At 67.2% G+C, this 12,996-nt stretch carries 13 protein-coding genes and 1 pseudogene; 11 read left to right on the top strand and 3 right to left on the bottom strand.

Annotated features, from left to right (window positions below; genetic code table 11):
* Positions 1-8: 8 nt before the first annotated feature.
* Both ABW16_RS06000 and ABW16_RS05995 read right to left on the bottom strand, forming a co-directional pair.
* Complete coding sequence (locus tag ABW16_RS06000; RefSeq protein ID WP_047318248.1) at positions 9-1,193, bottom strand: acyl-CoA dehydrogenase family protein; 1,185 nt, start codon at positions 1,191-1,193, stop codon at positions 9-11.
* The gene (locus tag ABW16_RS05995; RefSeq protein WP_047318247.1) at positions 1,177-2,184 is read right to left on the bottom strand and encodes an acyl-CoA dehydrogenase family protein; all 1,008 of its coding nucleotides are present in this window, start codon (positions 2,182-2,184) and stop codon (positions 1,177-1,179) included. Before ABW16_RS05995 ends, ABW16_RS06000 begins: the two co-directional genes overlap by 17 nt.
* A gap of 268 nt (positions 2,185-2,452) precedes the next feature.
* Between ABW16_RS05995 and ABW16_RS05990 the strand changes: the two genes are divergently transcribed.
* Genes ABW16_RS05990 through ABW16_RS05975 form a run of 4 tightly spaced genes read left to right on the top strand, consistent with a single transcriptional unit; the run spans position 2,453 to position 5,988 of the window.
* Positions 2,453-3,541: an amidohydrolase family protein gene (locus ABW16_RS05990; protein WP_047318246.1), complete on the top strand. Its 1,089-nt coding sequence runs from the start codon at positions 2,453-2,455 to the stop codon at positions 3,539-3,541.
* Positions 3,542-3,569: 28 nt separating this feature from the next.
* The gene (locus tag ABW16_RS05985) at positions 3,570-4,712 is read left to right on the top strand and encodes an amidohydrolase family protein (RefSeq protein WP_047318245.1); all 1,143 of its coding nucleotides are present in this window, start codon (positions 3,570-3,572) and stop codon (positions 4,710-4,712) included.
* Positions 4,713-5,105, top strand: a complete 393-nt coding sequence (locus ABW16_RS05980) for a Rieske (2Fe-2S) protein (protein ID WP_047318244.1) — start codon at positions 4,713-4,715, stop codon at positions 5,103-5,105.
* 16 nt (positions 5,106-5,121) lie between these two features.
* Positions 5,122-5,988, top strand: coding sequence for an alpha/beta fold hydrolase (locus tag ABW16_RS05975; protein WP_047318243.1), 867 nt, complete (start codon positions 5,122-5,124; stop codon positions 5,986-5,988).
* A 5-nt stretch (positions 5,989-5,993) separates the two neighbouring features.
* Here the strand turns inward: ABW16_RS05975 and ABW16_RS05970 are convergent, their stop codons facing one another.
* Positions 5,994-6,464 carry a hypothetical protein gene (locus ABW16_RS05970; RefSeq protein WP_082133972.1) on the bottom strand — a complete coding sequence of 157 codons (471 nt, stop codon included), beginning with the start codon at positions 6,462-6,464 and terminating at the stop codon, positions 5,994-5,996.
* A 29-nt stretch (positions 6,465-6,493) separates the two neighbouring features.
* On the opposite strand from ABW16_RS05970, the gene ABW16_RS05965 reads away from it, so the two are divergent.
* From ABW16_RS05965 to ABW16_RS05935, 7 genes and pseudogenes are all read left to right on the top strand, one after another.
* On the top strand, positions 6,494-7,795 hold the full coding sequence (locus ABW16_RS05965; RefSeq protein WP_047318241.1) for an NADH-ubiquinone oxidoreductase-F iron-sulfur binding region domain-containing protein: 1,302 nt from the start codon (positions 6,494-6,496) through the stop codon (positions 7,793-7,795).
* Positions 7,792-7,986: pseudogene (locus tag ABW16_RS05960) on the top strand (ferredoxin); the annotation flags it as partial. The gene ABW16_RS05965 and the pseudogene ABW16_RS05960, both read left to right, overlap by 4 nt.
* Before the next feature lie 14 nt (positions 7,987-8,000).
* Positions 8,001-9,656, top strand: a complete 1,656-nt coding sequence (locus tag ABW16_RS05955; RefSeq protein ID WP_047318239.1) for a thiolase C-terminal domain-containing protein — start codon at positions 8,001-8,003, stop codon at positions 9,654-9,656.
* Positions 9,657-9,691: 35 nt separating this feature from the next.
* Entirely contained in the window at positions 9,692-10,549 is an 858-nt protein-coding gene (locus ABW16_RS05950) for an alpha/beta hydrolase (RefSeq protein WP_052956797.1), read from the top strand.
* Entirely contained in the window at positions 10,549-11,367 is an 819-nt protein-coding gene (locus ABW16_RS05945; protein ID WP_047318238.1) for an NAD(P)-dependent oxidoreductase, read from the top strand. Before ABW16_RS05950 ends, ABW16_RS05945 begins: the two co-directional genes overlap by 1 nt.
* A 113-nt stretch (positions 11,368-11,480) precedes the next feature.
* On the top strand, positions 11,481-12,683 hold the full coding sequence (locus tag ABW16_RS05940) for a cytochrome P450 (protein ID WP_047318237.1): 1,203 nt from the start codon (positions 11,481-11,483) through the stop codon (positions 12,681-12,683).
* Positions 12,684-12,691: 8 nt separating this feature from the next.
* A complete protein-coding gene (locus ABW16_RS05935) occupies positions 12,692-12,934 on the top strand; it encodes a ferredoxin (protein WP_047318378.1) in 243 nt (80 codons plus the stop codon).
* The last annotated feature ends 62 nt before the right edge of the window (positions 12,935-12,996 follow it).

Below are 12,996 nucleotides of genomic sequence, written 5' to 3'. Positions count from 1 at the left end.
GCGCTGCGTCAGCCCCGGGGCAAACCCAGCCCCTGCTGGGCGATGATGTTGCGGTGAATCTCCGAGGTGCCCCCGGCGATGGTGCCTGAGAAGCTGCGGGCGTGCCGCTCGAACCAGCTGGCGAAGTAGCTGTCGAGGTTCATCGGCGCGTACGGTCCCGAATTCGCCGGATGCACGAGCCCGTCGATCCCGGCCGCATCCAGCGCGTGACCGGAGGCGAACATCTCGGCCTCGGAGCCGAGCAGCTTGAGCACCGACAGTGCGGCCACGTCCTCCTGGCCGCGCGCCGCCCGCGCCAGCGCCGCCGACCCCAGCAGGCGCAGCGCCTGGTAGTCCATGACCGCCGTGGCAAATCGGTCACGTTCGAGCGCGCCCTCGGGGTGGAAGTCGGCGATGATGTTGTCCAACCGGTCGGCGAAACCCAGCCACATCATGGTGCGTTCGTGGCCCAGCGATCCATTGGCCACCCGCCAGCCACCGTGCAGCGGACCGACCAGGTTCTCCCCCGGCACGCGCACATCGGTGAAGAAGACCTCGTTGAAGTCCTGGTCCTCGATCCCGCAGATGGTGGGGAACGGACGACGCACCACCCCCGGGGTGTCGGTGGGGATGACCAACACACTGATGCCCTTGTGTTTGGGCGCGTCGGGATCGGTGCGGACGAACGTCAGCAGCACGTCGGCGTCGTGCGCGCCCGAGGTCCACACCTTCTGGCCGTTGACAATGAAATCGTCCCCTTCTATACCGTCGCGTACCGCCCTGGTCCGCAACGACGCCAGGTCCGATCCGGCGCTCGGTTCGCTCATGCCCAGTGACGCGGTGATCTCAGCGCGCAGAATCGGCACCGCCCAGCGCCGCTTCTGCTCGTCACTGCCAAACGAAAGCAACGATGCCGCAATGATATTCACACCCTGTGGATTGAAGCTGTGATAAATGCGGCGGCGGCACAGCTCCTCCAGATGCACGAACTGCTGCAGCAGGGTGGCGTTGCGGCCACCGAACTCCGGGGGGTTGCCGGGCAACAACCAACCGTTGTCGAACAGCAATCGCTGCCAGCGGCGCGCCCACCCCGGCATGTGCGACACCGAACGTGGCCGCTCGAGCGTGTCGGCCTCGGCGGGCAGGTTGGCGTCGAGGAAGGCCGCGAACTCGGCGCGGAATTCCTCGACTTGCGCGTCAAATGCGAGCTGCAAGGTATTCCTCGGCGATCGCGGCGCGGTGCTGCGCGGCACCACCCAACATCAGTTCACCGGCCTTGGCCCGCTTCAGCGCGAACTGCAGGTCGTTCTCCCAGGTGAATCCCATCGCACCGAACAGTTGCAGCCCGTGCCGGAAGACCACCGACTGGCATTCCCCGGCCGCAGCCTTGGCCATGGCGGACGCCATCCGCCGCCGCGGGTCATCGACCGCGATCGTCAGCGCGGCGAAATAGGCCAGCGCCCGGGCGCGTTCGATCGCCACGTGCATGTCTGCGGCCTTGTGCTGGACAGCCTGGAAGGACCCAATCGGGACCCCGAACTGATGCCGGCTGCGGACATGCTCCAGCGCCAGATCGAGAATGCGCTGGCAGGCGCCGACCATCGTCATCGCCATTCCGCTGAGCGCGACGTGGCGGGCCCGCTCGACATCGACCCGGATCCGGGCGCTGTCGGGCACCTCGACTCCGGCGAAGGACACGTCGCTGACATGCAACGTCGGGTCAAAGACGGCCGACTTGCGAGTCGTCACCGCGCCGGCGTCGACCACGAACACGCCCGCCGCGGTGACCACCGCCAACCGATCGGCGCGATCCCCATCCAGCACGTGCAGAGCGGTTCCGTCGAGTACCCAGCCGCCGGCGTTACGGTGTGCGCTCACCCCGCTGAAGACCGCCGCACCGGTGGAACCGTCGGGGTTGTGGCGGTCCCCGACCAGCGGAGCGAACTGGGTCATGGTCGCCAGGAACGGCGTGGGGTCGGTGGCGCGGCCCAGTTCTTCCAGGACGATCGCCAGCTCTACCGCGGTGTCCGGTTGGTGCAGCTCGGTCCAGCCCAGGTCCACGTAGACCTTCCAGAGGGCGTCGACAGCGCCGTCCGCCTCGCCCTCGGCGACACTGCGCACCAGCGACGGCGAACACTGTTTGCCCACCACATCGCGTACCGTGCCCTGCCATAGCCGCTGATCGTCGTCGAACTCCAAGAGCATTGCAGCCACCTCTCCCAAGCGCCGATCGAGAATAACATTCTCGCTAACGGATGTAACGATCTCGCCTTGAGATACCTTGTCGCCGCTGCGTAACGACGGATTGATCGCCCCGCCGCGCGACCCCTGCCCGTCGACCGTTGAGCGCCGGAATGAGAATCTTGTTCTTGCGTGCAAAGAATACAGCTATACAATGGTTCCACCGGGGGGCCGGGCGACACGGTGACTGCAGCACCGTGCCCGGCGGGCGGTACGACGAAGGGCGGCGTGGATGATCGAACACCCGGACGGCGCCCGCACGCCCGTGATCGACGCCAGCGTGCACATCTTCGCGGCATCCAACAAGGATTTGCGCAGCTTCATGCGAGAGCCGTTCAAGAGCCGTGGCTTCCCGGACTACGAGATGGACTGGTACGGCGCGCCGGGCGGTGAATACGCGCCCGGCACCGACGGCCCGCAGCGCCGATACCCGGGGTCGGACCCCGAGGTGGTCGCCCAGCACCTGTTCACCGAACGCGGGGTCGACGTGGCGGTGCTGCACCCGATGACCCGTGGCGTCATGCCGGACCGGCATCTGGGCTCGGCGATCGCCGCGGCGCACAACGAGATCCTGGTGTCACGCTGGCTGGATCACCCGGAGTACGGCGAGCAGTTCCGCGGCACCATAAGGGTCAACCCGGACGACGTCGCCGGCGCGCTGCGTGAGATCGACCGGTGGAAGGACCACCCCCGAGTGGTGCAGATCGGCATCCCGCTGCAGTCCCGCGAGCTCTTCGGCAAACCGCAGTTCTGGCCGCTGTGGGAGGCGGCCGTGGCCGCGGGCCTACCGGTCGCAGCTCATATCGAGGTCGGCGCGGGTATCGCGGCGGCGCCGACGCCGTCGGGCAACACCCGCACCTACGAGCAGTACGCCAGCTTCATGGCCTGCAACTACATCTATCACCTGATGAACATGATCGCCGAGGGCGTCTTCGAACGGATGCCCGAGCTGAAGTTCGTCTGGGCCGACGGCGCCGCGGACCTGCTGACGCCGTTCATCTGGCGGATGGATTGCTTCGGCCGGCCGCACCTGGAGCAGACGCCGTGGGCGCCGAAGATGCCCAGCGACTACCTGCCCGGCCACGTGTTCTTCGTTCAGGGCGCCATGGACGGCCCCGGCGACACCGACTTCGCCGGCGAATGGCTCGGATTCACCGGCAAAGAGGACATGGTGATGTACGGGTCTAGCTACCCGCACTGGCAGCGCAACGAACTGACCGTGCCGAGCGCGTTCAGCGCCGAACAACGCGACAAGCTGTGCTGGCTCAACGCCAGTCGGCTCTACGGCATCGACGTTCCGGCCCGCGCAGGCGCACACTAGAGAGCAGTTGGGATCAAGGGAGATCACGATGTCTGTGACAGCCACCGAGCGCAAGCCGGCCGCCGAGAGGATTGCCGTACGGTGCGTCGACTCCGACGTTCATCCCATGCCGCGACGCGGCGAACTGGTCCAGTACCTTCCTGAGCCGTGGCGCAGCAAGTACTTCCTGCCCCGCCGGGTCGGCGAGCTGATCTACTACGACGCCCCCGACTACGCGCACGCCTTCGCCATGCGCGTCGACGCGTTTCCCGCCGACGGCGAATTCCCGGGGAGTGACCCGGATCTGGCGTTCAAGCAGCTCATCATGGACGCAGGTTCTGACTTCGTGATCCTGGAGCCCGGCGCCTACCCGGCCCGCATTCCCGAAGCACAGCAGGCGATGTCCTCGGCGCTCAACGACTGGCAGGCCAACCACTGGCTGGACGCCAAGAACAACTGGCACCAGCGCTGGCGCGGCTCGATCTGCGCCGCGATCGAGGACCCTGCCGGCGCCGCCGATGAGATCGAGAAGTGGGCCGGCCACCCGTACATGGCACAGGTCCTGATCAAGGCCGAGCCCCGCCCGTCGTGGGGGGACCCCAAATACGACCCGATCTGGGCGGCGGCCACCAAGCACGACATCACCGTAAGCTGCCACCTGTCCCGCAGCCACCACGAAGAACTGCCGATGCCGCCGGTCGGGATGCCCAGCTACAACCACGACTTCATGGTCACCTACTCGCTACTGGCCGCGAATCAGGTGATGAGCCTGGTCTTCGACGGAGTCTTCGACCGGTTCCCCACCCTGCGCATCGTGCTGGTCGAGCATGCCTTCACCTGGATCCTGCCGCTGATGTGGCGGATGGACGCCATCTACGAAGCCCGCAAGTCATGGGTGGACATCAAGCGCAAGCCCAGTGAGTACGTCAAGGAACACATCAAATTCACCACCCAGCCGCTGGACTACCCGGAGGACAAGACCGAACTCACGCGAGTCCTCGAATGGATGGAGTGCGACAAGATCCTGCTGTATTCCTCGGACTACCCGCACTGGACCTTCGACGACCCGCGCTGGTTGGTCAAGCACCTGCCCAAGGCGGCCAGGGAAGCGGTGATGTTCAAAAACGGCTTGCAGACCTACCACCTCCCCGACACGGTCCCGGCCCTCGAAGGACAGGTGCGGGTGTTCTAGATGAGTCCCGACGAAAAGCGGCCCCGGCTGGCCCAGGGCCGCGAGCACATTGTTGCCACCATCGATGAAATCCCGCCCGGCACACACAAACTCGTCCCGATCGGGCATCACGGGGTCGGCGTGTACAACATCAACGGGACGTTCTACGCGATCGCGAACTTCTGCCCCCATCAGGGCGGTCCGTTGTGCTCGGGCCGGCTGCGGGGCCGCACCGTCGTCGACGAGGAGAGCCCGGGCGACGCCACCATGGTGCGGGACCTCGAGTACATCTACTGCCCCTGGCATCAATGGGGTTTCGAACTCGCCACCGGCACGACCGCGGTCAAACCGGAATGGAGCATCCGCACCTACCCGGTGCGGGTAGTCGGCAACGACGTCCTCGTCCAGGCCTAGCACACAGGAGTTTTCGGTGGCCTCTATCGAAGTCAACGCGGGCAACGTTGTCTACGAAATCCTCGGCACCGCCGGTGACCTGATCGTGCTGACACCCGGTGGCCGGTTCTCCAAGGAAATTCCCGGGCTGCGCCCGCTCGCCGAAGCACTCGTCGACGGCGGCTACCGGGTACTGCTGTGGGACCGTCCCAACTGCGGCGCCTCCGACGTGCAGTTCTACGGCCAGTCCGAATCGCACATGCGCGCCGAGACCCTGCACGGACTGCTCACCGCCCTGGACACCGGGCCGGTCATCCTGGCCGGCGGCTCGGGCGGGGCGCGGGACTCGATCCTGACCACCATGCTCTATCCGGAGCTGGTCACCAAGCTGGCGCTGTGGAACATCGTGGGCGGCGTCTATGGCACCTTTGTGCTCGGGTCCTACTACGTGGTGCCCAGCATCCTGGCCGTGCGGGGCGGCGGGCCGGCTGCCCTACTGGGCATGCGCGAGTGGCGGGAGCGGATCGAGGAGAACCCGAACAACAAGCAGCGACTGCTCGACCTGGACGGTGATGCGTTCCTCAAGGTGATGTTGCGCTGGCTCAACGCATTTGTGTCCAAGCCGGGCCAGACAATTCCCGGCGTCGACGACGAGATGTTCGACCGGATCACGGTTCCCACGCTGATCATCCGCGGCGGCGAGAACGACTGGGACCACCCGAAACGCACCTCGCTGGAGGTGAACTGCCTGATCAAGGGCTCGGAGCTGATCGATCCGCCCTGGCCGGAGGACGCCTGGGAGCGAGCCGGCGAGGAGCGCGCCTCCGGAAAAGTCAGTCATTTCAACATGTTCGACACCTGGGTGCAGGCCGCCCCGGCCATCCTCGAATTCCTGGGCCGCTGATGGCCTCAGCGGGTGTGGATGTGAACCTCGCAGTTCAGCGACGCCTCCAGCGCGGTGTGGATGCGGCTCTCACCGACTCGCTGCAGGTCCGGCTCCGCCAAGGTCACGTGCACGATGTCCAGACCATCGGATCCCGGTATACGGGCAATCTCACCGGAGAGTCCCAGCCCGGCCAGCACCCCGTGCACGTCGTCATCGGTGCCCCGGCTCAGGTAGGTCACCACGCCCGGCGCAGGAATCGTATCGAATGCGTTGGCGCACAGTCGCATCCCGATGTCGATGACGTCCGTCTCGTGTCCGGCGATCAGCAGCCGAACGTGGCGCCGACCCACCGGCATCGCGGCGATATCGGCATCGACCACATCGACACCGGCTTGGCCGGCCAGCTCTCGCAGGGTTGCCATTCCCGCCGTCAGATGCTCGGGCAACAGCTTGCCCGCCGGGTCGACGTCGAGGCGAACCACCGCTGTTCTCACGTCCGCGAGCCTAGCCAAAAGAGGTGGCAATGACGACAACTGCAGCAACGCCAGGGGTCACCGTAGCCACGTGGGCAGGCTGCGCTCCGCGGCTGCTGCGCGTGCGATCCGGCGTCGAGGACGCGGCGGAATACCTCGCCGGCGAGGGCTATCGGCCGCTGCCCGACTCGGAGGAGTTCCTCGCCGAGGTGGAACGCAGCGGGTTGCTCGGACGCGGCGGAGCGGCGTTTCCGCTTGCGGTCAAGCTGCGTTCGGTGCGCGACGCCGCGTTGCGTGGCCGCGACACCGTTGTCCTGGCCAACGGCGAAGAGGGCGAACCGGCCTCGGTCAAGGACCGCTGGCTGCTGCGCAACCGCCCGCACCTGGTACTGGACGGATTGCGCCTGGCCGCCGCAGCCGTGGCGGCCACGCACGCCTACGTCTATGTCTCCGATCCGTCGGCGGCCCGCAGCGTCGAGAACGCACTGTCCGAACTCGCCCCGGAAGTCCTTGGCAGGCTGCTGATCACGGTGTACACCGTCGACGCGGGCTATGTGGCCGGCGAGGAGACCGCGGCGGTTCGGGCCATCAATGGCGGCCCGGCCAAGCCGACCGACAAGCCGCCGCGCCCCTACCAGCGGGGAATTCATCGGCGCCCGACGCTGGTCTCCAATGTCGAAACGCTGGCGAATCTTCCCTATCTGCTGCGACACGGCGCGGAGGCATTCCGTGCACACGGGACCGCCTTGTCGCCGGGCACCTTCCTGGCCACGGTGAGCGGCGGCGGACGACCGCCCGTGCTCTACGAGCTGCCGCATGGCATCACGGTCTCCGAACTACTGGGGGTACACGGGATTCCGGCCGAGCAGGTCCGCGGTGCGCTCATGGGCGGCTACTTCGCCGGCCTGCTCAACCGCGACGCACTGGAGACCACCCTCGACCACGAGTCGCTGCGCGCCCACGGCAGCGGTCTGGGCTGCGGAGCGATCTCCGTCCTGACCGACGACTGCCCCGTCGCGGTGGCAGCCTCGGTGTTGGCCTATTTCGGCCGGGAGAATGCCGGGCAGTGCGGGTCATGCTTCAACGGCACCGTCGCAATGGCCGCGGTCGCCGAAGCACTGCGCGACGGGGTCGCGACCGCTGAAGACGTGCAGCGACTGCAACGGTGGGCCGGTGTGCTGCCCGGGCGGGGTGCCTGCGGCACGCTGGACGGCGCCACCAATGTTGCCGCCAGCCTGCTGACTCGGTTCCCGGAATTGGTGGCCAGCCACCTGGACGGCTCCTGCGACGCCTGCCGCGGCGGCGCCTTCCGCGCCGAACGTCCCTACGCGGTCGAGGAGGTGACGGCATGAAGATCCGCCTGGACCGCACGCTGTGCGACGGGTTCGGCTACTGCGCCAAACACGCGCCCAAGCACTTCTCCCTGGACGACTGGGGATACGCGTCCCTGACCGGCGACGGTTCCGTTGCGAAGGCCGACGAGCACGACGTCATGCGCGCCCTGCTGGACTGCCCGGTGCACGCCATCATCGAGATCACCGAGGAGGAGTACGACGCATGAGCTCACCCGGACGCCCCCTTCCAGCCGTTACCCCCGAGAACGAATTCTTCTGGACCGCAGGCGCCGACGGCGTGCTGCGAGTACAGAAATGCCTCGACTGCGCCGCGCTGATTCACCCGCCGCAGCCGGTATGCCGGTATTGCCGCGGCACGAACATGGGTGTGCGGGACGTGTCCGGGCGCGCCACCCTGGCCGGGTTCACCGTCAACCATCGGTTCAGCCTGCCCGGGCTGCCGGCGCCCTATGTGGTGGCCCAGGTAGCGATCAACGAAGACCCGCGAGTTCGGTTGACCACCAACATCATCGATTGCGATCCCGACCACCTCGAGCTGGGCCAGCAGGTGCAGGTGGCGTTCGAGAACATCGAGGATGTGTGGCTGCCGCTGTTTCGCCCGGTGCCGGACAGTGCGGAGACCAAGCCGCTTCCCGAGGACGAGATCGCACCCGAGGACTACGCACAGCACGTGCGCCCGATGGTGACGACCGACAAGTTCGAGGACAAGGTGGCGCTCACCGGGATCGGCATGTCCACGTTGGGGCGCCGGCAGATGGTGGACCCCCTGTCGCTGACCGTGGCCGCGTGCGAGGCGGCGATCGCCGATGCAGGGCTGAGCATCGAGGACATCGACGGGCTCTCCACGTATCCCGGCGCCGGCCTGCCCGGTCCGTTCGGTGAGGGCGGAGTGACCGCACTCGAAGCGGCGTTGGGCCTCCACCCGACCTGGCACAACGGCGGACTCGAGACGTTCGGGCCGAGTGGATCGGTGATCGCCGCCATGTTGGCGGTGGCCACCGGGTTGGCGCGCCATGTGCTGTGTTTCCGGACCCTGTGGGAGGCCACCTACAACGAGCTGATGAAGCAGGGCAAGATCCGGCCACCCGGCGGGCGGACCACGAGCTGGCAGATGCCGTTCGGGGCCACCTCGGCCGCGCACACCCTGGCGCAGAACGCCCAACGGCACTTCCACCGCTACGGCACCACCCGCGAGACCCTGGGCTGGATTGCGCTGAACCAGCGGGCCAACGCCGCGCTCAATCCGACGGCGATCTACCGGGACCCGATGAGCATGGACGACTATCTGTCCGCTCGGATGATCACCACCCCGTTCGGTCTCTACGACTGCGACGTCCCGTGCGACGGCGCGGTCGCGGTGATCGTGTCGGCCGTCGACGCGGCACGCGACCTGGCCAAGCCGCCGATCCGAGTCGAGGCGGTCGGGACCCAGATCATCGAGCGGATCGATTGGGACCAGAGCACGCTGACCCATGAGCCGCAGGTACTCGGCCAGTCCGCGCACCTGTGGTCGCGGACGTCGTTGCGGCCGGGCGACGTCGACGTCGCCGAGCTCTACGACGGGTTCACCTTCAACTGCCTGTCCTGGATTGAGGCACTGGGCTTTTGCGGCATCGGTGAGGCGAAGAGCTTCCTGGACGGGGGCACCAACATCGCGCGCGACGGGGTGCTGCCGCTGAACACCCACGGCGGTCAACTCTCGCACGGTCGCACCCACGGCATGGGACTGATCCACGAGGCCGTCACCCAGTTGCGCGGCGAGGCCGGTGAACGCCAGGTCGCCGGCGCGCGAGTCGCCGTGGCGAGCAGCGGCGGCCTCACACCGAGCGGGGTCGTACTGCTGCGGACGGACTCGTGAGGACCGGCCCGGTGAGTGCCACGGTTCGCCCCCGGATGGTCAGCGCCGACGGGGTGCCGATGTCGGCGCTGGTCGCCGAGGTCCCTGACCCGCATGCCGTGGTGGTCGCGCTGCATGGCGGCGGGACCACGTCGATCTATTTCGACTGCCCCGGACAGGCCACGCTGTCGCTGTTGAGAACCGGTGCGGCGCTGGGCTACACCGTGATCGCGTTGGATCGTCCGGGCTACGGCAGTTCGGCACTGTATCCCGAGGCGATGACCGAGCCCGAGCAACGCGTCCGGCTGGCTTACCTGGCCGTCGACCGGATCCTCGGTGACCGGGCGCGCGGCGCCGGCCTGTTCGTGCTGGGCCACTCCAACGGTTGCGAGCTGGCGGTGCGGATGGCCGCAGATGACCGGGGCGCCGAACTGCTGGGCTTGGAGCTGGCGGGTACCGGACTGCGCTACCAGGACGCCGCGCGAGCCGCGTTGGGCTCGGCCGGGCCCGGCCAGCGGCCCGCCGGTCTGCGCGAACTGCTCTGGGAGCCCGCCGCGCTGTATCCGGAGGCGGTGCTGCGCGGGATCACCAACGCGTCCCCGGGCTCGCCGTATGAAGCCGACATGGTTACCAGTTGGCCGCGTCGGGACTTTCCGTCGCTGGCGGGACGGGTTCGGGTTCCAGTGCGCTTCACCTTCGCCGAGCACGAGAAGGTCTGGGAGTCCGGCCCGGACGCGCAGCGCGAGATCCGCGACATCTTCACCGCCGCAGACAGTTTCACGAGCCACCAGCAGCCCGAGGCAGGCCACAATCTCAGCCTCGGCTTCAGCGCAGCGGAATATCATCGCTCGGTGCTGTCATTCGTCGACGATTGCGCGGCTGCTGTCATCGCGCGGGATTCGGAGGTCAGCTGATGCGCGTCGGCTTCATCGGATTGGGCAGTCAAGGCGCGCCGATGGCACGCCGCATCGTCGAGGGCGGGTACGCAACGACGTTGTGGGCGCGACGAGACGGCACGCTGGAGCCCTTCTCCGACACCGAGGCCCGCGTTGCCGACTCGCCCGCGGAGCTGGCCCGCCAGAGCGACCTCGTCTGCCTCTGCGTGGTCGGTGACGCCGACGTCGACGAAGTGGTCCGAGGGGACAACGGCGTGCTGGCCGGTCTGCAGCCCGGCGGAATCCTCGCGATTCACAGCACGGTGCATCCCGAGACCTGTCGCCGGTTGGCTCAAGACTGTGGCGAACAGCAGGTTTCGGTGATCGATGCGCCGGTGAGCGGGGGCGGTCCGGCCGCCGCGGCCGGCACGTTGCTGGTGATGGCCGGGGGCGACGCCGACGTCGTGGAGCGCTGCCGGCCGGTCTTCGAAACCTACGCCGATCCGGTGGTGCATCTGGGCGATCTGGGCTCGGGTCAAGTAACCAAGTTGCTCAACAACCTGTTGTTCACCGCCAACCTCGGGACCGCCGCCACCGCGCTGGCTCTGGGCAAGCAATTGGGCGTCGCCGCCGACCGGCTCGCCGAGGTGGTGTCACGGGGCAGTGCGAACAGCTTCGCGCTGAACAGCATCCGGGGTTCCGGCGGCACGTTGGACCGGCTGGCCGGCCTGGCGGGATCCCTGCTGCAAAAGGATGTCCGGCTGGTGTCCGACCTGGCGCAGCGGGCTGGGGCGGATCCCGGTGCGGTGCTCGATGCCGCCGACGCGGCGCTGTCGCTGATGGACCACCCCCGATGACACCGGTCTGCGGTGCCCCCTTCCGACGAGCTGCCGTTTGTCTTACAGTTGCCGTTATAGTCCATCGTCCCAGCGTCGGCTTCGCCTACCGCCCGGCGCCCTGAGGAGGCTCGATGACCAAGGCTGAGCTCGTCTTTGACCCGTTCTCCGAGGAGTATTACGACAATCCGTTCGACATCTATCGGCGGATGCGCGAGGAAGCGCCGCTGTATTACAACGCCGACGAGGATTTCTACGCCCTGACCCGCCACGAGGATGTGGCGGCGGCGTTCAAGGACTTCGAGACTTACTCGTCGGCGCGCGGCTGTGACCTTGCCATGGTGCGTTCCGGTGATGCGCCGCAGAAGATGATCATCTTCATGGACCCGCCCGATCACCGGCACATGCGAAGCCTGCTCAACAAGGCCTTCACCCCGCGCGCGATCCAGGCCCAGCGCGACACCGTCATCGAGCAGGTCGATCGGTTCTTGGGCGCCGTCGACCCTGATGGTTTCGACGTGGTGCAGGACTTCTCCGGGCCGTTCCCGGTGGAGGTCATCACTCGGATGGCCGGGGTACCCGACGAGTACCGCCAGCAGGTACGGCACTGGATCGACACCTCGCTGCACCGCGAACCGGGGCAGATCGAGACCAGCGAGGCCGGCATGCAGGCCACCATCGAGACCGCGACCTACTACTACGGACTGATCCAGGAACGGCGCGCCGACCCGCAAGACGACATGATCAGCAGGCTGATCGCCGCCGAAATGCCCGGCGAAGACGGCCAGATGCGGCGTCTCGACGATATCGAGATCACCGGATTCGCCTCGCTGCTCGGGGCCGCCGGCGCGGAAACCGTCACCAAGCTGGTCGGCAACGCAGCGGTGATCTTCGCCCGCCAGCCCGACCAGTGGCAGAAGCTGCTGGATGATCGCAGCAAGGTTCCCGCAGCCGTCGAGGAACTGCTGCGCTACGAGGGCCCGGTGCAGTACAACGTCCGCTACACCCTCAAAGAGGCCCATGTCTCCGGCGGTACCATCCCCGCCGGAAAGCCGGTGTTTCTGATCGGCGCCGCGGCCAACCGGGACCCCGAAGCTTTCACCGATCCCGACACCTTCGACATCGACCGGGATCAGACACAGGCGCAGCACCTCGGCCTGGGGTATGGGATTCACAGCTGCCTGGGAGCGGCGCTGGCCCGGATGGAAAGCGTGATCGCCTTGGAGCGGTTGTTGGACTTCATGCCTCGGTATGAGGTGGATTGGGCTGGCCTGCAACGAGTTCACATGCAGAACGTCTCCGGATGGAAGAACGTTCCGGTCCGCGTGTTGCGATAGGAGTGTCGATGTCGCGGCGACAAGTGGTGGTCGATTACGGACTGTGCGAAGCCAATGCGATCTGCATGGGCATCAACGCCGACGTGTTCCACGTCGACGACGACGACAACCTCTTCATTCTCAAGCCCGACATCACGCCGGAGACCGAACGCGACGTCATCGAGGCGGTCCGCCGCTGCCCCCGCCAGGCGCTGGCGGTCGTCGAGGTCGAGGTCGACGCCGAGGAATCAGCGCCCTCGCCGCGAGTGTGAATCTGGCGACGCGACACGCCGGTGTCACGTCGTCACATTCACACTGGGCACGAGTTTTCGCG

The organism is Mycolicibacter heraklionensis (assembly GCF_001021505.1).
GTDB lineage: Bacteria > Actinomycetota > Actinomycetes > Mycobacteriales > Mycobacteriaceae > Mycobacterium > Mycobacterium heraklionense.
This window is presented reverse-complemented; position numbering and strand designations above follow the sequence as displayed.

What these genes read in the sequence shown, in the direction of transcription:
- ABW16_RS05995 (WP_047318247.1), bottom strand. Translation starts at nt 2,184, where the DNA reads ATGCTCTTGGAGTTCGACGACGATCAGCGGCTATGGCAGGGCACGGTA.
- ABW16_RS05990 (WP_047318246.1), top strand. Translation starts at nt 2,453, where the DNA reads ATGATCGAACACCCGGACGGCGCCCGCACGCCCGTGATCGACGCCAGC.
- ABW16_RS05985 (WP_047318245.1), top strand. Translation starts at nt 3,570, where the DNA reads ATGTCTGTGACAGCCACCGAGCGCAAGCCGGCCGCCGAGAGGATTGCC.
- ABW16_RS05980 (WP_047318244.1), top strand. Translation starts at nt 4,713, where the DNA reads ATGAGTCCCGACGAAAAGCGGCCCCGGCTGGCCCAGGGCCGCGAGCAC.
- ABW16_RS05965 (WP_047318241.1), top strand. Translation starts at nt 6,494, where the DNA reads ATGACGACAACTGCAGCAACGCCAGGGGTCACCGTAGCCACGTGGGCA.
- ABW16_RS05955 (WP_047318239.1), top strand. Translation starts at nt 8,001, where the DNA reads ATGAGCTCACCCGGACGCCCCCTTCCAGCCGTTACCCCCGAGAACGAA.
- ABW16_RS05950 (WP_052956797.1), top strand. Translation starts at nt 9,692, where the DNA reads ATGGTCAGCGCCGACGGGGTGCCGATGTCGGCGCTGGTCGCCGAGGTC.
- ABW16_RS05945 (WP_047318238.1), top strand. Translation starts at nt 10,549, where the DNA reads ATGCGCGTCGGCTTCATCGGATTGGGCAGTCAAGGCGCGCCGATGGCA.
- ABW16_RS05940 (WP_047318237.1), top strand. Translation starts at nt 11,481, where the DNA reads ATGACCAAGGCTGAGCTCGTCTTTGACCCGTTCTCCGAGGAGTATTAC.
- ABW16_RS05935 (WP_047318378.1), top strand. Translation starts at nt 12,692, where the DNA reads ATGTCGCGGCGACAAGTGGTGGTCGATTACGGACTGTGCGAAGCCAAT.